Below are 23112 nucleotides of genomic sequence, written 5' to 3'. Positions count from 1 at the left end.
AAAGACCTCACAAGGAGCGCGCCATGAATCCGCTGGTCCGACTTCAAGCATTCGGGCAGAGCCCCTGGTACGACTACATCCGCCGGGGCTTGATCACGTCGGGCGAACTGCAGGCGATGATCGATCAGGACGGGTTGCTCGGGGTGACCTCCAATCCCTCGATTTTCGAAAAGGCCATCGGCGGCAGCACCGATTACAATCAAGCCCTCAAGCAGATCGCCGCCGACGTCACCGGGGTCAAACAGATTTACGAGACGTTGGCGGTGCGCGATATCCAGGACGCGGCCGACCTGATGTATCCGGTCTACCAGAAGACCGAGACCCGCGACGGGTACGTCAGCTTGGAGGTCTCGCCCGATTTGGCCCACAATACGGCCGGGACGATCGAAGAGGCGGTGCGGCTGCACAAGGCCGTCGGCCGGGACAACGTCATGATCAAGGTCCCCGCAACCCCCGAAGGGATTCTCGCCATCGAACCCTTGCTGAGTCGTGGGATCAATCTCAACGTCACGCTGCTGTTCAGCGTCGAGGCCTACGAACAGGTCGCCTGGGCCTACATCGCGGGGCTCGAACAGCTCGCCGCCAAGGGCGGGGACGTGCGCAAGGTGGCGTCGGTCGCCAGCTTCTTTATTAGCCGAATCGACAGCCTGGTCGATAGTCAACTCGAGGCCAAGATCAAGGGGACCACCGATCCCCGGAAGCGGGCGGCGTTGCAGAGCCTGATCGGAAAGGTGGCCATCGCCAACGCCAAGCTGGCCCGCCTCGCATTCGAGGCGATCGTCGCCGGCCCGCGATTTGCGGCCCTGCAGAACAGGGGCGCCAAGGTTCAGCGCCTGCTCTGGGCGAGCACCGGCACCAAAAATCCCCGCTACTCCGATACCTACTACGTCGACGCGCTGATCGGCCCCGACACCGTCAACACGATCCCCGCGGCGACGTTCAGCGCTTTCCGCGACCACGGCACGGTGAGCGGCACGCTGCTGACCGGGCTCGACGAGGCCAAGGAGACTATGAGTCTCCTGGCCGAGTGCGGGATCGACTTTACCCAGGTCACGCACAAGCTGCTGGCGGACGGGGTCCGAATCTTCGTCGAATCCTTCGACCAGCTCATGAGCACCGTCAGTCAGAAGCGGAGAGAGCTGCTCGGCGCCAAGCTCAATCAGCAGACCTACGCGCTGGGCGGGTTCGGCAAGGGCATCCCGGAGAAGCTCAAGGAGCTTCGACAGCAAGGGTTCGTCCGGCGGTTGTGGGCCAAAGACCCCAGCCTCTGGCACCGCGACCCCGTGCACCATCGGATCATCCGCAACGCCCTGGGCTGGTTGCACATCACCGAACAACAGGTGCACCAGCTGGCGCCGATCAAGCGATTGGTCGAGTCGGTTCGCGCCGAGGGTTTCGAGCACCTCTTGCTCCTGGGGATGGGGGGGAGCAGCCTCTGTCCGGAAGTCTTTCGCATGACGTTCGGCGTGATTCCCGGCTATCCCCAACTCCACGTGCTGGACAGCACCGTGCCGTCGCAGGTCAAGAGCTTCGAGCGGCGGGTGGATCTGGCGAAAACGCTCTGCATCGTCTCCAGCAAGTCCGGGTCGACCACCGAGCCGATCGTCTTCTATCAGCACTTTTTCGACCGGATGCGGCGGATCAAGGGCGAGCAGGCCGGTGACCATTTCATCGCCATCACCGACCCCCATTCGCTGTTGGAGAATCTGGCCCGGGAAAGCAAATTTCGGGAAATTCTGCCGGGGGTTCCCGAGATCGGGGGACGATACTCCGCGCTCTCCAATTTCGGAATCGTGCCGGCCGCTCTCATGGGCGTGAACGTCGAGCACTTACTCTATCGGGCCGAGCGGATGCGCCATAGCTGCGATTCCTGCGTCCCGCCGGAGGACAACCCAGGCGTGGTGCTCGGCGTCACCTTGGGTGAACTGGCCAAGCAGGGGCGGGACAAGGTGACGTTCGTCACCTCCCCCGCGATCAGCGACCTGGGCGCCTGGTTCGAACAGTTGATCGCCGAGAGCACCGGCAAGGAAGGCAAGGGGATCGTTCCCATCGATGACGAGCCGCTCGGGGCCCCGGACGTCTACGGGATGGACCGGCTCTTCGTGTATATCCGGTATGCGGCCGGCGTGGACGCTCAACAGGACAAGGATGTGGCTGCGCTGGAACGCGCCGGCTTCCCGGTGATCCGCATCGATCTTTCGGAGTTGATCAACCTGGGCGAGGAGTTCTTCCTCTGGGAGATGGCGACCGCGGTCGCCGGGGCGGTCCTCGGCATCAATGCCTTCGATCAACCCAACGTCCAGGAGAGCAAGGACTACACCAAGAGCTTCTTGGAAGAGTTCAAGAAGACCGGCACGCTGCTCGAGGAGAAGCCGATTCTCACCGCCGACGGTGTTCGAATCTACGGCGACGCCGCCAATCGGAAGGCGCTCGACGGGACGTCGACTCTGGAAGCGGCGCTCGCGGCCCATTTGACGCGGGTCACGACGGGCGATTACGTCGCGCTGACCGCGTACGTGGAGCGGACCGACGCCGCGCATCGCGCGCTTCAGGAGATGCGGCTGAAGATCCGCGAAAAGAAGAAGGTGGCCACGACCCTGGGGTACGGCCCGCGCTTCCTCCATTCGACGGGGCAGCTCCACAAGGGCGGTCCGAACTCGGGCGTGTTCATCCAGATCACCGCGGATGACGCGGAGGATCTGCCGATCCCGGGCGAACCGTATACCTTCGGCGTGCTCAAGGCGGCTCAGGCCCTGGGGGATTTCGTCAGCCTGAGCAAGCGCGACCGCCGAGCCATTCGGGTCCATCTGGGTGCGGACGTCGACGCCGGACTGCGGCGCCTCCGACAGGCCCTGGACAAGGCGCTCTAAGTGCGGGCCGGAACGACCCCACCGCCGGTGAAGGACCGGTGAAGATCGCCGTCGCATGCGACCATGGGGGGTATCCCCACAAGGCCGTGGTCATCGAAGTCATCCGGAACACGGGATACGAGGCGCTCGACCTCGGTACCCACTCGACCGAGCCGGTGGATTACCCGGATTACGCCAAGGCGGTGGGAGAGGCGATTTCCTTGCGAAAGGCCGATCGGGCGGTGCTCCTGTGCGGCAGCGGGGTGGGCGCCTGCGTGGCGGCCAATAAAATAAGGGGCGTCCGAGCCGGACTGTGCCACGACACGTACTCCGCGCATCAGGGCGTGGAGCACGATGACATGAACGTGTTGACGCTCGGTGCGCGTATCGTCGGGCCGGAACTGGTTGCGGAACTGGTGCGGGTCTTTCTGGCAGCGACCTTCACCGGGGAGGAGCGACACGTTCGGCGGCTGGAGAAGGTGAAGAAACTGGAGCACGACTGGTCGAAGTAGCCGAGGGTCGAACCCTCGCGCTCAAAGAAAGGATCGGCGATGGAACTCGGATTTGTCGGCCTCGGAAAGATGGGCATGAACATGGTCACGCGGTTGCAGCGCGGCGCGCACCGCGTCGTGGTGTACGACCGGACGACGGATCTGGTCAAGCAGGCGGAAGGGACGGGATGCGTCGCAGCGTCGTCGCTCGCCGACATGATCTCGAAGCTCGCCGCGCCCCGCGCGGTGTGGGTCATGGTCCCATCGGGCGCGCCGACCGAGGAGACGGTGCAGGCCGTGGCGGCGCTGCTCCAGCCCGGTGACGCGATCATCGACGGCGGCAATACCAAATTCCACGACGATGTGCGGCGGGCCCCTGAACTCAAGAAGAAGGGCATTCATTACGTGGATGTCGGGACCAGCGGCGGCGTCTGGGGCCTCAAGCTGGGCTACTGCATGATGGTGGGCGGGGAGGAGGCGACCGTCAGGCGCTTCGAGCCGATCTTTGCGACCCTGGCGCCCGAGAACGGATGGGCGTATATGGGGGGCCATGGGGCGGGACACTATGTGAAGATGGTCCACAACGGGATCGAGTACAGCATGATGCAGGGCTACGCCGAGGGGTTCGAGCTGATGTCCAAGAGCGAGTACGGCTTGGACCTGGCCAAGATCGCCAACCTCTGGATGCAGGGGAGCGTGGTGCGGTCGTGGCTGCTGGAACTGGCGGCCGGCGCGCTCGCGCAAGACCCGCGCTTGGAGAAGCTGAAGGGATACGTGCAGGATTCCGGCGAAGGGCGCTGGACCATCCTCGACGCGCTCGACAAAGATGTGCCGGTGCCCACTCTCACCGCAGCGCTGTTCACCAGGTTTCGCTCTCGCCAGGAGGAGTCATTCGCCGAAAAGATGCTGGCGGCGCTGCGGAACGCCTTCGGGGGACATGCGGTCAGAAAATAACACTCGGATCGGGGAGAAGATGATGGCAGAGATGGATGGCCGTGAGGCGGCTGGCGGGGATTCGAAGCGGGGGAACGCGGCGCAACCCTGTCTCCTCGTCATCTTCGGCGGATCCGGCGACCTGGCCCGCCGCAAACTCATCCCGGCGGTCTACAACCTGTTGCTGGACGGGGTGCTCCCCGCGAATTACGCGGTGTTGGGCATCGGCCATAGTCCGCTGAGCGATCAGGAGTTTCGATCGGTCTCGCGGGAGGGAATCGTCAAGCATTCCCGGCAGGGTATCGACGAGAAGAGGTGGGCCGAATTCGAGCGACGCCTGTTCTACCTCGCGGGCGCATTCCAAGATCCCAAGACCTACCAGGAGCTCAAAACCCGCGCTGAGAAGATCGAGCAAGAGTTCGCGCTCCCCGGCCACCGGATCTTCTACCTCGCCATTCCCCCGACGTTGATCGGCGCGGCGTCGCAGGGCCTCCAGCAGGCGGGACTGGTGCAACCCGTCGACGGCGCGAGCCCTTTCTCTCGGGTGATCGTGGAAAAACCCATCGGCCGCGACCTCGCGTCCGCCCAGGATATCAACGCCATTCTGGGCAAGGCGTTCGACGAAACGCAGGTCTTTCGGATCGACCATTATCTCGGGAAAGAAACGGTGCAGAACCTCTTGGTGCTGCGATTCGCGAACGGGATTTTCGAGCCGTTGTGGAACCACAAATACATCGATCACGTCCAGATCACGGTGAGCGAAGAGGAGGGGGTGGGAACCCGATCCCTCTACTACGAGGAGGCGGGGGCGCTTCGGGACATGGTCCAGAATCATATTCTGCAACTGCTCTGTCTGGTGGCCATGGAGCCGCCGTGGTCGCTCGACCCCGACGTGGTGCGCAACGCGAGGTTGGAGGTGCTCCGGTCGCTCCGCCCCATTACCGGGAGCCTGGTCAACCAGTACACGGTCCGGGCCCAATACAGCCCGGCGCTGCTCAACGGAACAGAGGTTCCGGGATACCGACGCGAGGCCGGCGTCAAACCGGAATCCACCACCGAGACGTACGTCGCGCTGAAAGTGTTCGTCGAGAATTGGCGGTGGGCGGGCGTCCCGTTTTATCTGCGCACCGGCAAGCGCATGCCCAAACGCGCCACCGAAATCGCGGTGCAGCTCAAGAACATTCCGAAAATCCTGTTCAACGCGAGCCCGTCCGCGCCGCTGGAACCCAACGTGTTGGCGCTGCGCATTCAACCCGAGGAGGGATTCTCGCTGCGGATCACGTCGAAACTCCCCGGATCGAAGATGCGGATCCATCCGGTGGACATGGATTTCCAATACGGCACGGCCTACGGGGCCGCCTCGCCCGAGGCGTACGAGCGCCTGTTGCTCGACGTGATGGCCGGGGATGCCACGCTCTTCATGCGGCGAGACGCGGTGGAAGCCGCGTGGGGATGGGTGACCGATATCTTGGAGGGGTGGCGACAACAAGGGTCCAAATGGCTTCCCGAGTACAGCGCCGGAAGCTGGGGGCCGGTGGAGGCCGATCGATTGATCGAGCAGGACGGGAGCCGGTGGAGGATGCTGTAACGGGATGATGTCTCTCCCGTTGCACGACGATCCATACAGACCGAACCCATGATACGCCCGTCGGACCGACTCGTGCTCTCCGGGCCCGAAGACGTGGCCCGCGAGGCGGCCGTCCAAATCACGAAGATCGCCGAGGAGGTGTTGGGAACGGGAAGGGAGTTTCGGCTGGTGCCGTCGGGGGGATCGACGCCCAAGCGACTGTACGACATCCCGGCGCGCGATGGGGTTCGGTCCGATGGGTTCTGGAACCGCGTCCATTTCTTCTGGGGGGACGAGCGGTGCGTCGGTCCGGATGATCCCGACAGTAACTATCGAACGGCTCGCGAGACCTTGCTCGCCCCGCTGGGCATCATCGAGACCCACGTCCACCGGATGCGCGGCGAGTCGAGCGATCCCGATGCCGCGGCCCGCGAGTACGAGGCTGATATCCGGCGGCATTTCAACTGGGGAACTCGGACCGTTCCCCCGTCTTTCGACCTGGTATTGCTCGGGATGGGGTCGGACGGGCACACCGCCTCGCTCTTCCCGGAGACCCCGGCTCTGATGGAAACCGTCCGATGGGTGGTCGCCAATCCCGTGTTCAAGCTCGGAGCCCATCGGCTGACCCTGACCATTCCAATCATCAACCGGGCCTCGTGGGTGATCGTGCTGGCGGCCGGAGCCGAGAAAGCCCAGACCTTGGCGCAGGTCCTCGAAGGCCCGTGGGATCCGGAGCGGCTTCCGGCCCAGTCGATTCGCCCGACGACGGGGAAGATGCTCTGGCTGGTGGATCGGGATGCCGCGGCCGGTTTACGACCGGTGCGAGGGGGATAAACGATGGGGCATGCCAAGATGACGTTCGTTCGCCATGTCTTGTCCGAGCAGGAGGCCTTCACCTCGGCGACCGGTGAGTTCACCGCGCTCATGACTCAGATCAGCTTGGCGGCCAACGTCATCGCGCGGGAGCTCAACCAGGCGGGGTTGGTCAACCGGCTGGGCTCGACCGGATTGGTGAACGTGCAAGGAGAGCAGGTCAAGAAGCTCGACCAGTGGTCCAACGACGTCTTCGTGGAGATGCTCCAAGAGAGCGGAGCCGCCTGTACCCTGGTGTCGGAGGAGATGGAGGAGCCGCTCCACTTCGCCGAATCCTGCGAGCGGGGACGGTACGTGGTCTGCTTCGACCCGATCGATGGTTCCTCGAACATCGACGTCAACGGGATCGTCGGCACTATCTTCTCCGTGCGCAGCCGGCGGGGCCGAGAGAGCAGGCATATCCCGTCGGACGTGTTGCGCAAGGGCACCGAACAGATCGCCGCGGGATACGTGATGTACGGACCCAGCACCGTGCTCGTCTATACCACCGGTCGTACCGTCGATGCCTTCATTTTGGACCCCCACACGCGGGAGTTTCTCCTCTCGCACCGGGCGATTCGGATTCCCAAGCGCGGCGACACCTACAGCGTGAACGAGGGGCACTACCATCGATGGCACCCGCAGACGCGGCGGGTGGTCGATTATCTGCGGGCGGTGGATCAGCCGTCGGGACGGCCCTACTCACTGCGCTACGCCGGGTCGCTGGTCGCCGATTTTCACCGGACGCTGTTGGAGGGAGGCATCTACCTCTACCCGGCCGACGCGGACGATCCCAAACGGCCGACCGGAAAATTAAGGCTGCTCTATGAAGCGGCGCCGATGGCGTTGATCACCGAGACCGCCGGAGGGCGAGCCAGCACGGGGGACATGCGAACCCTGGATATTCAGCCGTCGACCTACCATCAGCGCGTGCCCTTGATTGTCGGGAGCGCCGATGACGTCACGCTGGCGGAGGACTTTTACCAAGGACGCCGTTAGTCGGATACCAATCAACACCGTCTCGCAGCCTCGGCGCACACAGCGCGCCTACGTTGCGCTTCGCAAGCGAGGAAAGGAGGTTCCGATGAAGAAACCTGTTCGAGAAATTTTGGGATGGTACGGCAGCGATAGTCCCGGAACGCTCACCAACCTGGCTCGGTTGCTCAATCACGGGCGGCTGGCCGGGACCGGCCGGTTGCTGATCCTGCCGGTGGATCAGGGCTTCGAGCACGGTCCGGCCCGCAGCTTCGCCGTCAACCCCCCCGCGTACGACCCCCGCTACCATTTCGAGCTCGCGATCGAGTCGGGATGCAACGCCTACGCCGCGCCGCTCGGCTTCATCGAAGCGGTCGCCGCCGAATTTCCCGGCGAGATCCCCTTGATCTTAAAGCTCAACAACCACGACGTGCTCCAAGACGAGAATGATCCCATTTCGGCGGTCACCGCCTCGGTGCGGGACGCCCAGCGACTGGGCTGCGTGGGGGTGGGGTTCACGATTTACCCTGGCTCGGCGCACCGCACCGAGATGTACCAGCAGCTCCGCGAGATCGTCGCGGAGGCCAAGGCCGCGGGGCTGGTGGCGGTGGTCTGGTCCTATGCGCGCGGCTCGACGCTGAGCAAGGAAGGCGAGACGGCAATCGATGTAATCGCGTACGCCGCCCAGATCGCGGCGCAATTGGGCGCTCACATCGTCAAGGTCAAACTCCCGTCCGCGCACCTCGAGCAGCCGGAGGCCAAGAAAGTCTACGAGCGAACCAAGATCCCGGTGGCGACGTTGGCCGATCGGGTGCGCCACGTGGTCCAGAGCACGTTCGACGGCCGGCGCGTCGTCATCTTTTCCGGCGGGGCGACCAAAGAGAGCGATGCGGCGGTGCTCGATGAGGCGCGGGCGATCCGCGGCGGCGGCGGCTTCGGGTCGATCATTGGGCGCAACGCCTTCCAGCGACCCCGGGGCGACGCGATCCGATTGCTGACCGAGATGATGAAGATCTACGCCGATGCGGCGGCGTGAGGCCGGGACGCCGTGATCTTAGCGGGTGACATCGGCGGTACCAAGACCGTGCTGGCGCTCTACCGGAGTGAGAGGGACCGCTTGGAGGTGGTACGCGAGGCCGTGTTTCCCAGCCGGGAGGCGGGCCGATTTGAAGACCTCCTCGGCCAGTTCGTGTTTGGCGCCGTGGCTTCCGGTGAGCTCACCGCGGCCTGCTTTGGCGTGGCCGGACCCGTGCGCGACGGACAGTGTCGGACCACCAACCTCCCCTGGTTCCTGGATGAGCGCCAGCTTGCCAAAGACCTTGCCGTGCCCAAGGTCAAGCTCCTTAACGACCTTGAAGCCGCGGCGTTCGGCATGCTCTTCCTCGAGAAACCAGACATGGCCGTGCTTCACGAAGGAGCACCGACACGGCCCTGCGGTCACATCGCCGTGCTGGCGGCCGGCACGGGGTTAGGTGAAGCCGTGCTCCACTGGGATGGGAAGGAATACGCGCCGATCGCCTCCGAGGGCGGGCATGCCGACTTCGCGCCCCAGACCGATCGCGAGATCGAGCTGTTGCGCTTCCTCCGAGCTGAGTTCGGCCACGTGAGCTACGAGCGGGTGCTCTCAGGCCCCGGCCTCTTCAATATCTACAGGTTCCTCCGCGAAACCTCGGGCGTCCCCGAGCCCGCATGGCTCCGCGAACGGGTGGACGCGGGAAATCCCGGTGCGGTCATTGGGGACGTGGGGTTGGCGCGCGGCCACGCGCTGTGCGTCGAAGCCCTCGACCTGTTCGCCTCGATCTACGGCGCCGAGGCCGGCAACCTCGCCCTCAAGGTCCTGGCGCGCGGTGGAGTTTACCTGGGCGGAGGGATCGCGCCCAAGTTGCTCGATAAGTTAGCGGACGGGACGTTCACCCGGTCGTACCTGGCCAAGGGTCGGTACACCGAGCTGCTGCGGTCGATCCCCGTCACTGTGGTCCTTAATACCAAAGCCCCGCTCCTTGGCGCGGCCCACTATGCCCTTCGGATCTAAGAAAACAAGCCTGGGTGGGATGGTCTACCGGCACTCCCTGCCGATTCGCCTCGGCCACTGGATCAACGTCCTCTGCCTGCCCATCCTGATCATGAGCGGTTTTCAGATCTTCAATGCCCACCCGGCGCTGTACTGGGGGGACCGCTCGGATCCCGAGCAAGCCGTCCTCTCGATGCGGGCGGTGCGCGACGGGGAACTCAGAGGTATCACGACGATTCTTGGGCGCGAGTTCGACACCACCGGCCTCTTCGGCGTCTCGGAAGACGGCTCCGGCGAGATCAGGCGTCGGGGATTTCCCTCGTGGCTCACGCTGCCCAGCAGCCAGTGGCTCGCCATGGGCCGGCGCTGGCACCTGTTTTTCGCCTGGCTCTTCGTGCTCAACGGCGTCATATTCGTGGCCTATGCGCTGCTCAGCCGGCACCTGACCAAGGACCTCCTCCCGCGTTGGCGAGACCTCCGCGGACTCGGCCGCTCGCTCAAGGACCATGTGCTGTTTCGACATGCCCCGGACGACGTCACGGCCGGCTACAATGTCCTGCAGAAGCTAGCCTACAGCGGCGTGGTCTTCGGGCTGGGGGTGTTGATCGTGCTGACCGGCCTGGCGATGTCGCCCCGGATGGACGCGGCGTTTCCGGCGTTGCTGACGCTCTTCGGCGGGCGCCAATCCGCCCGCACGATCCACTTCATCGCCTGTTTCGCGTTCATCGGATACACCCTGGTCCACGTGCTGATGGTGGCGACGACGGGCCTGTGGAACAATCTGCGATCGATGGTGGTCGGGTGGTATCGCGCGCCCGAGGAGGAGTCTCATGACCAACGGTGACCTATCACGCCGCCGATTTGTCGTCCGCGCCGCTCAGGCCGCAACCGTCATGCTGCTTGCTGGCTGCGACAGCTTGTCCCGAGCCGACTGGTTCCCGAGGCTGCTCGGCCGGGCCGAGACCCTCACCCGTGGCGTCCAGCGCGCGATCACGCCACGGCGGGCGATGGCCAAGGAATACACCGAAGCCGATCGGTCGCCGGTCTTCCCCACGAACGGCAACACCGATCCCGAAGATCCGGTGTACCGGGCGCTGGCGGCGAACGACTTCGCGGACTGGCGGCTGACCATCGGCGGTCTGGTCGAGCGACCGACCGAGTTTTCGCTGGCCGAGCTGCGCGGCCTACCGTCGCGCACCCAGATCACCCGGCACGACTGCGTGGAGGGGTGGAGCGCCATCGCGAAGTGGAAGGGCGTCACGCTCAGCGAGGTGCTCGTCCGCGCCAAACCGCTCCCGGCGGCGCGCTACGTCGTGTTCTCGTGCGCCGACCCCGACGAAGACGGGCACTACTATTACGAGAGCATCGACTTCGACGACGCGTTCCACCCGCAGACGATCCTCGCCTACGAACTCAACGACGCGCCCCTGCCGATCCCCAACGGCGCGCCGGTTCGGCTGCGCGTCGAGCGCCAGCTTGGCTACAAGATGGCCAAGTACGTGATGCGCATCGAATTGACGGACCGCTTCGACCACATCGCCGGCGGCAAGGGCGGGTACTGGGAGGACCAAGGCTACGAGTGGTATGCGGGGATCTGACCGACCCGAGGCGCGTGCTCAAGACATGCCGGGAGAGACGATTAGCCGTCGTTACCGTTGTCTTGAGGATCGGGTAGGGCCAGTCGCTTCCAGACACGCAGGATCTCGGCCACGCTCCACGCCTGGGCGATGCAGCCGCCCGGCGCGAATGGGGCAGCTCCGTTGAAGATCTCGGAGATGGTCCCGATCCCGGCCTGCCTCAGGTGCTCGCGGAGGGGAGTGAGCAACTCGCGCGCAGCCTTCGGATCGCGGTACACGCGCAGGTGGGCGTCGATGAACGGACCCAGGAGCCACGGCCAGACCGTGCCCTGGTGGTAGGCGCAGTCCCGCTGCCACGCGTCGCCCTCGCAGCGGCCGCGGTAGTGGGGGTCCTTTGGCGAGAGCGTGCGCAGCCCGTAGGGGGTGAGCAGGTGGCGTGCCACGGTGTCGACCACGCGGCGAGCCACCTCGTCGTCCAGTGGCGAGAAGGGCAGACTGACCGCGAAGATCTGGTTGGGCCGGATCGAGTCATCGGTCTCCGTGGAGCCTTCGATCACGTCGAAGAGGCCGTGGCCGTCCGGCCTGATAAATTGGGCGAACGAAGCGCGGGTCTGGGCCGCCGCGCGGCCGTGGGAGATGTCGCGCTGCCCGAACCGCTCCGCTAGCTCGGCCATGATGCAGCGCGCGTTGTACCAGAGGGCGCAGATTTCCACCGCCTTGCCGCGTCGTGGCGTGACGACGTAATCACCCACCTTGGCATCCATCCACGTCAGTTGAACACCGTCGGCCCCCGACGCGAGCAGGCCATCGGCATCCCCCTTGATGTGGTAGCGCGTGCCCGCGAGGTGATGCTCGATAATGGCGTCCAGCGTCGGCATCAGGGTGCGAACGAAAACGGCATCACCCGTGACCTCGAGGTAGCGGTAGACCGCGTGGACGTACCAGAGGGTGGCGTCCACGGTGTTGTATTCGGGCTCGGAGCCGACGTCCGGAAAGCGGTTGGGCAGCATGCCACGGCTCACAAAGCCCGCGAACGCCGCCAGGATATCGCGCGCCACCTCGGGTCGGCCGGTGGCCAAGCACAGGCCTGGGAGCGAGATCATGGTATCGCGCCCCCAGTCGGTGAACCAGGGATACCCCGCGATGATCGTGGAGCGGATCGCCGGTGTCTCGGGAACGTGGACCACGAACTGGTCGGCGGCAAGCACGAGCTGTTGGCCGAACGGATCGGAGAGGCCAGCCAGAGCGATCAACCGGCGTTGGCGCTCGGCCAACTCGGCCTCGGTGAGAGGAGCGGCTGTCGTCTCGATCGTGGCGGTGACGGTCAGGCTCTCGCCGGGCGAGAGCCGCGCCTCGAACGAACCCGGGGCGTAGAGGTCGCCCCGAAAGTCAAGCCCTCGCTCCAGCTCGCGCAAGTGCTCGACGTTGTCATACCACGCCGCGCCGGCGATGAAGCGAGCGCGTGGCGCCACGATCCGCAACGGCGGGGTGCCTTGATAGGCGACGAGACAACACTCGGGCTCCTGCCAGGACCAGGCAAAGGGGAAGCCCTCGCGCCGGTGAAACTGGGCGTGGTAGTCGATCCACGCGACCAGCGGCACGAAGCTGATCGCGACCGGCCACGGGGCGGCTCGCAGGGTATACCGAACCACGGTCGTATTCCTTCCAGGGATCATCCAGATCGCCTTCTCCAGCTCCACGCCCTCGCGCGGCCGGTACACGAAGGTGGGCGCGGGAAACCGCCGGAACGCCGCCAGCAGGCGATAGCCCTGGGGCCAGATCGTTCCCGGATATTGATTCGTGCTCAGCGCGAACGACTCCCCGCCGACCGAGAGGGTCTCCTCCAGCTTGCTCAAGGTCACGACGCGCCCGGTCGGGGGCGTGAGCGCGGCCACCAGCAGCCCGTGGTAGCGGCGGGTGTTGGATCCGGCGAGGGAGCCCGAGGCATAGCCTCCGATCCCGTTGGTGACGAGCCACTCCCGGCGCGAGGCGGCCTCATAGTCGCCCAACACCTCGGGCCCGATTTCGATCTGCGCGGGGTCGCCGAGGGGGTCAGGCGATTTCGAAGACTTGGCCATCTGCCAAAACCTCCAGATTCTTGATCCCCAGCGCGTCGAGCTCGCGGCGGATCGTGTCCAGGTACCGGGGCTTCATGTGATAGATGTACAACGGCAGCTCGGGACGGCCCAGCTTCGCGAATTCCTGCGCGAGCAGGGCGGGGGTGAGGTGCTTGCTGCGCCGAGCCAGATCGTCGAGCGCGTTGGGGAACGAGGTCTCGATCATCGCGGCCTTGAGGTCCGGTGTCTGGGCCGCGACGTGCCAGATCCGCTCGGTCTGGTACGTGTCCCCGCTGTAGAGGAACGCGGTCCTGGAGCGGCGAATCACAAACCCGGCGCACGGTATGGTGTGGTTGACCGCGAACGCCTGCACGGCCAGCCCTTCGATCTGGACCGTCTCGCCCTCGGCCATCGGCTGCAACCGAAACAGCGGGTTCGAGGCCGGAATGCGGGTGAAGTCGGGCCAGAGGTGGTCGTTGAACAGGTAGCGGTGCAGGCCCTCGAGCACGGGCTCGAGGCCATAGATCACGATCGGGGGCCCCGGCTCGCCGATCACGTTTTCGGACAGAAACGGCAGTCCCTTGATGTGGTCGGCGTGGATGTGCGAGATCAAGATCGCCCGAATGTTCCGTTGCTCGGTCAGCGTCAGCGCGGAGCAGATCGTTCCCGCGTCGAGCAAGACCGTGTCATTGATGAGAAACCCGCATGTGTCGCGGTGCGCGAGCTCGGCCCCGTGGCACCCCAAAACCCGTATGTTCACGATGGCTCCTTCCGTGCGTCGATGACCTCGTACAGCCCCACCGGCTGGGCTCGGCCCTTCACTTCCACCTCTCCCAACGGGGTGAAGGTGACGTGCCCGACGGCCATGGGCCCGGTTCTTCGGTTCGGGTGGATAATCGGCTGGGCGAGCCGTCGCCGCTCGGGCTGATGGCGTTCCGCGATGAGCACGAGGTCCTTGATCTTCCGGTAGGTCGAGTCGCTGACGAGGATTCCGGCATTGTATTTTCTGGTGAGCGATTCGACCCGGGCGGCCAGATTCACGTGGTCGCCGATGACCGTGTAGTCCATTTTCTTCCCCTCCGCGCCGGTGTTGCCGACGACCATCTCGCCGGTGTTGATCCCGATACCGGCGTTAAGCTGGGGCGTGCCGGCGGCGCGCCACGCGGCTTGGAGTTCGGCCAGGCGCCGCCGCATGTCCAGGGCGCACCGGACGGCGAGCTCCGCGTGATCGGGTTGGTCGACCGGCGCTCCCCAAAATGCCATGATCGCGTCCCCGATGAACTTGTCCAGCGTGCCGTCCCAACGGAAGACGACCTCGGTCATGGCGGTGAGGTATTCGTTGAGGATCGCCACCACCCGCTCCGGCGGGTTCTGTTCCGAGAAGTTGGTGAACCCGCGCACGTCCGAGAACATCACGGTCAGTTCCTTTCGCTGGCCGCCGAGCTTCGCCTTATCCGGATCCTTGACCAACTCCGCGACCATCTTGGGGCTGACGTAGCTTGCGAAGAGGCGGCGGATCTCCTGCGCGCGCCGTTCCTCGGTCATAAAGCGGAGGACGGTCAGCCCGGTGTAGCAGAGCACGATCGTCATGGACGGATAGAGGACATTGATCCAGAGCCCGCCAAGTTCAAAGAACGCCTGGGCGATCAGGCCGTAACCGAGCAGCAGTCCCGCGGCGACCGAGACCCCACGCAACGCGCTGACTCGCGGCAGGATCATGCCTAGGGAGGCGCCGAAGATCAGCACGAAGCCCGCGTCCAGCAGTTTCATGGCGTCGGTCCGGCGCAGGACGTTCCCATGCAGGAGGTTGTGCACCACCGTGGCATTCTTCTCCACGCCGGGGAGGTTGGCCGACAGCGGCGTCACTTTGATGTCGTGCGTGCCGAGCGCGGTCGCGCCGACCAGGACGATTCGGTCCCGAAACTGTTCGGCCGCCTCGGGTCGGCTGAGAACCTCGATCGCCGGGATGGTGAGAAACTCGCCCTCGCGGCCTTCGTAGTTGATCAGCACCCTGCCGCGTTCGTCGGTCGGGATCCGGATCGCCCCCAGCTCGATGGCCTCCCCGACCACCAGCCGCATCGCCTCGCGGGGAAGTCCCAGCGCTGCGCGAGCAATCTGGAGCCCGAACGACGGGTAGTACTCGTCGCCGTATTGCAGCATCAGGTATTCCCAACGCAGCACGCCGTCGAGGTCTGGCTGGTAGTACACGTGCCCCAGCGCGCTGGCCGCCCGAGCCAGCGGCTCGATCGGCGCGATCATCGCTTCGGCCTCGATTGGCCGGAACAGCGAGGCCCGGCTCGCCGCCTTGACCAGACCGAACGATGACTCGACCACGACCGGGGGCGCGTCCGGTGGAGGGCCCGCGGGATCGGTCTGGTATGTGGGAGGGACCACCAGGGCCACCGGCAACACCGTGCGGCCCGCGCGGCCCAGCGCGTCGGCGAACCGGAGGTCGGCATCTCCTTCGATCGCGCGACGGCCGATGACGTCGAGCAATCGGGGATCCGGCGAGCCGAGCGCCGCGTAGTCGCGCCGCACCGCCTCGATCGTTCGCGCCGACTCGGAGACCTCGGGCTCGGCGAACAGAATGTCAAGGGCGACGGCCCGGGGATGGCCGGCGGCGATGGCATCGACCAGACGCGCCATCTCGGCGCGCGGCCACGGCCAGCGGCCGACGGCGGCCAAGCTGGCCTCATCGATCCCTACAATGACCACGTCGTCGGGGCGCTGCTCGGCGCCGCGATGGGCGTATCGGAGACGGAACCGAATGTCGAGCGTCTTCATCTCGAGCAGATCGGCCACGTCACGAATCACCGGAGGACGAGCCACCTCGACGAGGGCAAACACGAGCGTGATAGCAGCGCTCAAGCCCCAGGCCCATCGCGCAACCCGTCGGTCACGTGACGTCGTGTGTCGTACCGGTTTAAGGAGATTCACTGACGGGTATCCTGGTCGGCCGATGGGCGGGGAAGAGGACGGTTAGGAATCTTCCCCGGTATTGGGCCGTTCGAGTCTGTTCAGGGGCGGCCGGATGCAAGACGCCGCAAGGGCTCCCTCCGGAGCGTACTGGGTTCTACGTGACGAGGGATTCCCGCAGCGGCAACGCCGCAGACGACCGCTCATGGACCGGCGAGGTCTATTTCGCCTCGCACACCCATACCAAGTCCCAATCCGGCGGTTGAGGCTCGCGGAGAAGGTGCTCGCACCGGGCCGCGAAGACCGAGCATGGCGGGTCGTTCTTGGCGCCCTGCTCAAACAGCGACCGTGCCTTCGCGAAGTTCCGTCGACGGTAGGCGGTGAGTCCCTCGCAGAACAGCTCCTCCGACCGAGACAGATGATAGCCGCGTTCGCCGAGCACCTCGAAGATCTGTGTCGGTTGGTGTTTGCCCTTGACCAGCACGTGGTCGATGGGGCGGACCACAAATCGCTTCCCCATTTCGCGATGAGTGGATTCGCTGAGCAAGATCCGCGTCCCGTACAGTTTGTTTAAACCCTCCAGCCTCGAGGCAAGATTGACTCCGTCGCCGATGACGGTGAAGTCCATCCGTTTCTGGGATCCGATGTTGCCCGAGACGACCTCATCGGTGTTGATGCCGATGCCGATCTCGATCGGCTCCAGGTCCGCGGCTCTCCGTTGCGTGTTCAGCTCGTCGAGCGCGCCGAGCATCTCGATCGCGGCCTGGACGGCGCGCTCGGGGTCATCCGGATGCTGGTAAGGCACGCCGAAAACCGCCATCAAGGCGTCGCCGATGTACTTGTCCAGCACGCCCCGTTGGCGGAAGACGACGTCGACCATTCGGCCGAAATACTCGTTGAGTAGTTCAACCGTTTGCTCGGCGGTCAATCCTTCCGCCAGCGTGGTGAACCCTCGAATATCCGAGAACAGAATCGTGGCCTTGTTGCGGGTGCCGCCCAAGGCGGATTGGTTGGGATCATCGAGCACCCGCTCGGCGATGTCCTTGGCCATGTACCGGATCAACGTGGACTTCACGCGTTTTTCGCGGCTGATGTCCTCGAAAATCAGAATCACGCCCTGGTGTTGACCTTGATGATCGAGAAGGGGAAGGAAGTTGAGATTCGACGAGGCCACGCGTCCCCCCAGAAAGTTGAGGTCGACGTCATACTCGACCAGGGCTCGGCGGGTGGCGTAGACCTGGTCGATGAGGCGGATGAGATAGTCGTTCCCCATGCACAGTAACTGCCGAATATCCTGTTTAAGGATAGTCTCCGTCGGTTCTCCGAGCATCTTCAGCGCCGCGCGGTTGGCGGTCACCACGCGATAGGCGTTGTCGAGCGTGAGGATGCTGTTGGAGATGCTCTCTTGCACGCTCTCCAGGTACCGCTTCATGCCGACGGTGCGCTGGTAGAGCTGGGAGTTCTCGATGGCGACTGCGATCTGCGACGCCAGGGCCTGGAGGAGATCTTCGTCGTGACGGTCGAACACGCCCCGGCGTTTGTTGATGGCCTGGGTCACGCCGATGATCGTCCCCTCGCGGTTGCGCACCGGCACCGACAACACCGAGCGAGTCCGAAACCCCGTCTGCTTGTCGATCGCGGCGTTAAACCGCGGATCGCGGTGGGCGTCCTCGATGTTGACGATCTCACCGGTGGTGGCCACGGTTCCCGCCAGGCCAAGGGAGCGGGGGAACCGGATCTCGGACTCGCCGCTGCCCTCGGCGACCTTCGACCACAGCTCGTCGGTTTCGGGGTCGACCAAAAACAGCGTGCTGCGCTCGGCGTCCAAGAGGTCCGAGACCTTGTGGATGATCTTGGCCACCAGGACATCGAGGTCGAGGGTCTGGGCCACGGAGGTGGCCACGTCGAGCAGGATCGCCATCTTCTCATGGCTGGCGCGCATTTTGCGGTAGAGCGAGAAGTTTTCCAGTGCAATCGTGGTCTGGTAGGCGAATGCCCGAAACAGCAGCTCGTCGTCCGGTCCGAATCCCCCCCCCTGCTTGTTGATGACCTGGATGACCCCGATCGGCTCCCCCTGGAGGTTCTTCACCGGCCCGCAGAGGATCGAGCGCGTGCGATACCCTGTGGCGAGGTCCACCGCCTGGTTAAAGCGGGCGTCCTCATACGCGTCGGCGATATTCAACACCTGGTCGTGCTGGGCGACCCAGCCGGCCACCCCGGCGCCGATGGGGAAGCGGATTTCGCGCCGCTCCTCGCCCTCGGCGACCTTGGACCACAACTCGCCGGTTGCCGCGTCGATCAAAAAGAGCGAGGCTCGCTCGGCGTGCATGACCTGGCTGGCGGTCCGGACGACCCGGTCGATCAGGCCCTCGATATCCATCCGAAGGGCCAAGACCTCTGAGAGGTCGAGGAAACTCTGGAGGCCCTTGAGCGAGTGTTCGGCGTCCCGGCTGGTGTGGGTGACGTCCTGGAAGCGGAGGTTGAGCCGACGCAACCGGCCGGTTACCAGCTCGAGCAGGCGTCGAGCGAGGCGAGGAGCAGCATCGATGGCCTGATCAAGCTCGGTGTAGGCCATCCGAAGGACCTGGAGCTCCTCGATGGCGCGGGCCGAGGCCGACCGCCGGCCGCTGGAGAAGTACCCCATTTCACCCACGCTCTCGCCCGGGCCGATCGTATCGAGCGTGAGGTCTTGCCCATCGTCCTCCCGCCGAAACACCAGGGCGCGGCCCGATGCCAGGACGTACAAGCCGTCACCGAGCCGGTCTTGGCTCAGAAACTCCTCGCCTGGGGGAATGCTCTGTTCATGCACGAGGGGTGCGAGCGCCCGCAGTTCGTCGTCGTCCAGTTCGGAGAAGAGCCAGCAGCCTCGGAGGCGGTCCACCCGTTGGTCGCGGAGGGCGGTCTCGATCGATTGGGTGGAGACCGTCCGACACTCCACGAGCAAACGTCCCAAGGGTTTATTCACGCCCTCCGCAGCGAGCTGTTGTTGGTAGGAGATGACTCGGTCGATGGCCTCCGGCGGGCAGTCAAGGTAGCTCCCGAGTTTCCTGGTCTCGGCGCTCTGGTCTTCACCCGTCATGGCATGACCTCTGCGAGCGCCGGCGGTTGCCGCGGGCCGAACCCACGACTCACGGAACACCGGCGTGTTGGTGTAGAAGGCCATGGTAGCGGGAATAAACGGCCGCTGTCAAATCCGCCGTCACAACGCGGCAGATGGATCCCTATTGACCGATCAGCGTCACAGGGAGGCGGTCAGGGTGGGAGATGGCGTCGCCGCCATGCCCGGGATCGCGCCGGCCAGACGCAGGCCGGTCCGCGCCAATGTGTCGAGAATGCGGCGTTCGCTGCCCCAGTCGCTCCACGAGACCCCGCGCATCGGGATGACGAGCGTCCGGTCGGGGTGACGCTCCAGGAGGTCACGTGAGAAGTTGACGGTGTCCATCCGGCGGTAGACCGCCCGGATCACCGCGGTCTCATCGGCGGTTCCCATCGCGCGGCGGATACGTCCGAATTGGGCGTACAGACGAGGGAACGAGCGGCGGGCCATCTCAAGCAGGGTCTGGCCCCGCGTGACGACGATCATCGTGTTCCACAGCGCTCCCGCGACGAAGAGCCGACGAGCCCTCGCGGGCGGCGGCTTCTCGACGAATCCGCCGACCGCTCGGGCCTCCACGCCGTCCGCACACGCGACCAGCCTTCCGGGGCTGATCCACCCATAATCAGCCTCGGGCCCATCGCCGCCGACGCCGAGGAGGAGGAGGTGGTCGGGGTGATCACGCAGCACGCGCTCGGCGGCTCGGATATAGCGCAGGAGCGTATCCACCTCGAGTACGAAGTGGTCGGAGGGAAAGACCGCGACCACTGGATCGGGATCTCGCGCCAGGATGTGGGTGAGCGGGAGGAGGATGCCGGGCGCGGTCTCGCGATTTTCGGGCTGCACCACGATGCGGTCGGCGGGACGGTCGGTCAACTGGGCGCGCACGTAATCCAGGTGCGTGGGAAGGACGACCGTGAAGACGCGATCCATGGGGATCAACGGATCGATTCGGTCCAACGTGTGCTGGAGCATCGAGCGCGTGCCCGTGAACGCGAAATACTGCTTGGGACAGCGTCCACCCCCGAGTCGATCGACCAGCGGGCGAACCCGGGTGCCCTCGCCCCCCGCCAACACCACGCCCCACAACCCCCCCGTCGTCATGTTCTCCTCCTTAAGGCCAGAAACGATGCGCTTTCCGAGTAGCACGGTTGCCCTCCTCCCTTGTATCGCGACGCGAGGGGGAAAACGGCATCGCCGCTCACAGCAGGGCTGTGACCCGAATCACGGCCCGTCCCTCGAAGGGGCAATCGCGACGCGCTCGGTCAGAGCACCTCGAGGCTCAAGCGGTCCTTGGAAAGGATGTGGAGACAACGCCGGTCGACCTTGAGTAATCCGGCCTGTTCGTAGAGTTTCAGGATGCGCGTAAAGGTTTCCCTCGAGACGCCGGCCAGCGACGCCATCTCCTGCCTGGTGAGATCGACGGCGACCTCGATACCGGTCCCGTTCGCCTGCCCGTGTTTTTTGACGAGATCGAGCAGGACCTGAGCCACCTTTCCATATGCGTCGGCGAACGCGAGCGTGCCGATCCGGTCGTTGGCTCGGCGAATGGTCCAACTCAACACCGCCAGCAGCCTGAGTGCGGCATTGGGGTGTTGGCTGATGAATTCGATCAAGGCGTCCCGGTCAAGGAGAAAGACCTCGATCTTCTCCAGCGCCACGACCGTCGCGGAGCGGGGCTGGCCGTCCAACAGGGCCACTTCCCCGACGATCTCGCCCGGCCCCGCGATGCGGAGGATGATCTCTTTTCCTTCCTTACTGGTCAGCGTGACCTTGACCCGGCCGGTCCGGATCAACAGAAGGGCGGTACCCGGATCGTCGAGGTGGAATACCGTTTCGTGCCTTCGGTAGGTGCGCTCCCGGACACGAAGCGAGAGCGCCTCCAGGTCGTTCGAGGGAAGCTCGGAGAACAACGTCGTTTGGCGAAGAAAGGCGACTTTCTGGAGGGCTCGGGACATAGTTGTCCTCGCCGAGAGCGAACACCATAGCACGGTACACGATCCCGATCAAGCAAAATTCCGCCTGGCCGGGTGGAAGCTCGCTGGCGGATTGATGGACACAGAGGTCCTCCCGCTGATGGCTCGCTCCACCAACACGACGATCTGGTTCCGCCCCCGTGACGCGGTAAACGGGCTGGACTTGTCGCCCGTCCCGCGAATGGCAGGTCACACCATAGGCGTTTGCCGAGAACTGCAACGTGCCGCGGTTTCGTCTTCGGAAAAGAGAATCGAGACCTGGTTGATCAGTGCCCCACGGCCGCCAGCCGAGGCGGGGCTGCGAGTGAGTCGACCGATTTGTTCCCGGAGTCGATCTCGGCTGCCAGCTTTGCACAGCCTTCGATGGCCCCATGAAGACGCCGTATCAAGGCGACTAGCACCGCACGCAGATATTCGGGCGCCTTCTCGAACTGTTTTTCAAGCGATTTGAAGTCTTCCATCCTCGCCTTGATCTCTTTTGCGTCCTGGAGCGCGCTGGTCAACCGGGCGTAGATATCGGTAAGCCCACTCAAATCGCTGACGAGAAGCTGGGCCTTGTGGCGCAGATCTTCTGGGAGATTATGCAACGCGTCCATAAACATGTCTTGATAAATCACCCCGACTTCCACCGGACCTTCAGCGGTTGCCGAAGCGGTGCGCTTTGAGCCGCCCAAGAAGGCCATGTCTCCGAAGATCTCGCCTTCGTTCAAGGTGCCGAATTGGACTTGCTTTCCATTGACTACTTTCCAGAGTTTGACCTTACCGGACTTGATAATGTACGCGGAAAAGGCCCAGGTTCCTTCCTCGATAATCGTCTTCCCGTTTTCGTACTTCTCGCTTCTCACGATTGTCTGATCCACGGCAGCACCTCCGTCCGGTTTGGGTGAATACGACTAACGCAGCATTCTGCAACCAGATACGCGGTTTAGCGACCGTTTCATGGAAGTTCCGTCAGACTCATTTTTGAGTCCGCTTATGAGCGGCAGGGGAGGGGCCATCGATTTGCGATGGTCGATCGTGAATGTCGAAGATTGTAGGAACACGTGTGCCCCGGATGAGGTGACACAAATGGAACTGCTTCTTACTACGACCGAATGGGCTTTGTCAAGCCCGGGTTTGAGCTTGTAGCGTCGTTGCGGTGTTGCCTTCGGTTACCGCGAGGAGGGCACGCTCCGTGCCCTCCTCGCTATGGGTCAAACTCTAGAAGTTCACGACCAACACGGCGGATTCCACCGGCCCGGGCGGAAAACTCGCCGGCGGGTTGATGGGCGCGGGCGTCCTCCCGTTGATGGCTCGCTCCACCAACACGACGATCTGATTCCCCCCCGGTGACGCGGGATAAATGGGCTGGCCGACCAAGTCGCCCGTCCCTGGGAACGGCAGGTGCACAGTGTAGGCGTCGGCCGAGAACCGCAGCGCGCCTTCGGATTCGTCCTCAGTAAACAGAATCGAGTCATGGCTCACCAATGCGCCGAGGAACGCGGCGTTGCCGTTTTCGATATTGGTGTACCAGGCCACGTAGAACTGCCCTGTCGGGAGGGCAGGGAGATCCTTGGCCGAGATCTTGCCACTCACAGCCCCGTTCTCAAATTCCACCCGGCCATGCCCCTGCGCGTCGCCGCTCAATACGCCGGCCGTAAACTTCAGCGCGGTCTTCTCCTTGTCGCCCGCCGCTGCCGGGGACGCGCTCATGATCAACCCCAATACGAGTAGCCAGACAATTCTCCTCATCGTACGCATAGGTTTCCTTTCGGTGAACGAGTGATGATCGAGGCCGCTTGCCTCCCATAGTCGGGACCAACCTCCCAAGGATT

At 64.4% G+C, this 23112-nt stretch carries 18 protein-coding genes; 10 read left to right on the top strand and 8 right to left on the bottom strand.

Annotation, left to right across the window (positions count from 1 at the left end; all coding sequences use genetic code 11):
• Nucleotides 1-23: 23 nt before the first annotated feature.
• From AB1451_12460 to AB1451_12415, 10 genes are all read left to right on the top strand, one after another.
• Entirely contained in the window at nt 24-2870 is a 2847-nt protein-coding gene (locus tag AB1451_12460; protein ID MEW6683716.1) for a bifunctional transaldolase/phosoglucose isomerase, read from the top strand.
• A 38-nt stretch (nt 2871-2908) separates the two neighbouring features.
• Entirely contained in the window at nt 2909-3361 is a 453-nt protein-coding gene (gene rpiB, locus AB1451_12455) for a ribose 5-phosphate isomerase B (GenBank protein MEW6683715.1), read from the top strand.
• A 39-nt stretch (nt 3362-3400) separates the two neighbouring features.
• Nucleotides 3401-4294 carry a phosphogluconate dehydrogenase (NAD(+)-dependent, decarboxylating) gene (gene gnd / locus AB1451_12450; protein ID MEW6683714.1) on the top strand — a complete coding sequence of 298 codons (894 nt, stop codon included), beginning with the start codon at nt 3401-3403 and terminating at the stop codon, nt 4292-4294.
• Nucleotides 4295-4316: 22 nt separating this feature from the next.
• Entirely contained in the window at nt 4317-5861 is a 1545-nt protein-coding gene (gene zwf / locus AB1451_12445; GenBank protein ID MEW6683713.1) for a glucose-6-phosphate dehydrogenase, read from the top strand.
• A 48-nt stretch (nt 5862-5909) separates the two neighbouring features.
• Nucleotides 5910-6674, top strand: a complete 765-nt coding sequence (pgl, locus tag AB1451_12440; GenBank protein ID MEW6683712.1) for a 6-phosphogluconolactonase — start codon at nt 5910-5912, stop codon at nt 6672-6674.
• Between the two features lie 3 nt (nt 6675-6677).
• Nucleotides 6678-7691 (top strand): class 1 fructose-bisphosphatase, encoded by a 1014-nt coding sequence (fbp, locus tag AB1451_12435; GenBank protein MEW6683711.1) that lies wholly within the window; start codon nt 6678-6680, stop codon nt 7689-7691.
• A gap of 85 nt (nt 7692-7776) precedes the next feature.
• Entirely contained in the window at nt 7777-8703 is a 927-nt protein-coding gene (locus AB1451_12430; protein MEW6683710.1) for a class I fructose-bisphosphate aldolase, read from the top strand.
• Between the two features lie 12 nt (nt 8704-8715).
• Nucleotides 8716-9699 (top strand): glucokinase, encoded by a 984-nt coding sequence (gene glk, locus AB1451_12425; GenBank protein ID MEW6683709.1) that lies wholly within the window; start codon nt 8716-8718, stop codon nt 9697-9699.
• A gap of 19 nt (nt 9700-9718) precedes the next feature.
• Nucleotides 9719-10522, top strand: coding sequence for a cytochrome b/b6 domain-containing protein (locus AB1451_12420; GenBank protein MEW6683708.1), 804 nt, complete (start codon nt 9719-9721; stop codon nt 10520-10522).
• Nucleotides 10509-11276 carry a molybdopterin-binding protein gene (locus tag AB1451_12415; protein MEW6683707.1) on the top strand — a complete coding sequence of 256 codons (768 nt, stop codon included), beginning with the start codon at nt 10509-10511 and terminating at the stop codon, nt 11274-11276. The genes AB1451_12420 and AB1451_12415 overlap by 14 nt, the downstream gene beginning before the upstream one ends.
• Before the next feature lie 41 nt (nt 11277-11317).
• Here the strand turns inward: AB1451_12415 and AB1451_12410 are convergent, their stop codons facing one another.
• The 8 genes from AB1451_12410 to AB1451_12375 all read right to left on the bottom strand — a co-directional run bounded on the left by AB1451_12410 (nt 11318) and on the right by AB1451_12375 (nt 23029).
• Entirely contained in the window at nt 11318-13333 is a 2016-nt protein-coding gene (locus AB1451_12410; GenBank protein MEW6683706.1) for an amylo-alpha-1,6-glucosidase, read from the bottom strand.
• A complete protein-coding gene (locus AB1451_12405; GenBank protein MEW6683705.1) occupies nt 13308-14072 on the bottom strand; it encodes a 3',5'-cyclic-nucleotide phosphodiesterase in 765 nt (254 codons plus the stop codon). The genes AB1451_12410 and AB1451_12405 overlap by 26 nt, the downstream gene beginning before the upstream one ends.
• The gene (locus AB1451_12400) at nt 14069-16180 is read right to left on the bottom strand and encodes an adenylate/guanylate cyclase domain-containing protein (GenBank protein MEW6683704.1); all 2112 of its coding nucleotides are present in this window, start codon (nt 16178-16180) and stop codon (nt 14069-14071) included. The genes AB1451_12405 and AB1451_12400 overlap by 4 nt, the downstream gene beginning before the upstream one ends.
• A 268-nt stretch (nt 16181-16448) precedes the next feature.
• The gene (locus AB1451_12395; protein MEW6683703.1) at nt 16449-19307 is read right to left on the bottom strand and encodes a GAF domain-containing protein; all 2859 of its coding nucleotides are present in this window, start codon (nt 19305-19307) and stop codon (nt 16449-16451) included.
• A 159-nt stretch (nt 19308-19466) separates the two neighbouring features.
• On the bottom strand, nt 19467-20426 hold the full coding sequence (locus tag AB1451_12390; GenBank protein MEW6683702.1) for a sugar phosphate nucleotidyltransferase: 960 nt from the start codon (nt 20424-20426) through the stop codon (nt 19467-19469).
• A 161-nt stretch (nt 20427-20587) separates the two neighbouring features.
• Complete coding sequence (locus AB1451_12385; GenBank protein ID MEW6683701.1) at nt 20588-21280, bottom strand: Crp/Fnr family transcriptional regulator; 693 nt, start codon at nt 21278-21280, stop codon at nt 20588-20590.
• A gap of 284 nt (nt 21281-21564) precedes the next feature.
• The gene (locus tag AB1451_12380; protein ID MEW6683700.1) at nt 21565-22158 is read right to left on the bottom strand and encodes a cyclic nucleotide-binding domain-containing protein; all 594 of its coding nucleotides are present in this window, start codon (nt 22156-22158) and stop codon (nt 21565-21567) included.
• A 340-nt stretch (nt 22159-22498) separates the two neighbouring features.
• Entirely contained in the window at nt 22499-23029 is a 531-nt protein-coding gene (locus AB1451_12375) for a hypothetical protein (GenBank protein ID MEW6683699.1), read from the bottom strand.
• Nucleotides 23030-23112 lie beyond the last annotated feature (83 nt).

Source organism: Nitrospirota bacterium (assembly GCA_040757335.1).
GTDB lineage: Bacteria > Nitrospirota > Nitrospiria > 2-01-FULL-66-17 > 2-01-FULL-66-17 > JBFLXB01.
This window is presented reverse-complemented; position numbering and strand designations above follow the sequence as displayed.

Bases quoted from the DNA above. Each gene is read 5' to 3' on its own strand.
- AB1451_12460 (MEW6683716.1), top strand. From the start codon at position 24: ATGAATCCGCTGGTCCGACTTCAAGCATTCGGGCAGAGCCCCTGGTAC.
- gnd (MEW6683714.1), top strand. From the start codon at position 3,401: ATGGAACTCGGATTTGTCGGCCTCGGAAAGATGGGCATGAACATGGTC.
- zwf (MEW6683713.1), top strand. From the start codon at position 4,317: ATGGCAGAGATGGATGGCCGTGAGGCGGCTGGCGGGGATTCGAAGCGG.
- pgl (MEW6683712.1), top strand. From the start codon at position 5,910: ATGATACGCCCGTCGGACCGACTCGTGCTCTCCGGGCCCGAAGACGTG.
- fbp (MEW6683711.1), top strand. From the start codon at position 6,678: ATGGGGCATGCCAAGATGACGTTCGTTCGCCATGTCTTGTCCGAGCAG.
- AB1451_12430 (MEW6683710.1), top strand. From the start codon at position 7,777: ATGAAGAAACCTGTTCGAGAAATTTTGGGATGGTACGGCAGCGATAGT.
- AB1451_12420 (MEW6683708.1), top strand. From the start codon at position 9,719: ATGGTCTACCGGCACTCCCTGCCGATTCGCCTCGGCCACTGGATCAAC.
- AB1451_12415 (MEW6683707.1), top strand. From the start codon at position 10,509: ATGACCAACGGTGACCTATCACGCCGCCGATTTGTCGTCCGCGCCGCT.
- AB1451_12410 (MEW6683706.1), bottom strand. From the start codon at position 13,333: ATGGCCAAGTCTTCGAAATCGCCTGACCCCCTCGGCGACCCCGCGCAG.
- AB1451_12395 (MEW6683703.1), bottom strand. From the start codon at position 19,307: ATGACGGGTGAAGACCAGAGCGCCGAGACCAGGAAACTCGGGAGCTAC.
- AB1451_12390 (MEW6683702.1), bottom strand. From the start codon at position 20,426: ATGACGACGGGGGGGTTGTGGGGCGTGGTGTTGGCGGGGGGCGAGGGC.
- AB1451_12385 (MEW6683701.1), bottom strand. From the start codon at position 21,280: ATGTCCCGAGCCCTCCAGAAAGTCGCCTTTCTTCGCCAAACGACGTTG.
- AB1451_12375 (MEW6683699.1), bottom strand. From the start codon at position 23,029: ATGAGGAGAATTGTCTGGCTACTCGTATTGGGGTTGATCATGAGCGCG.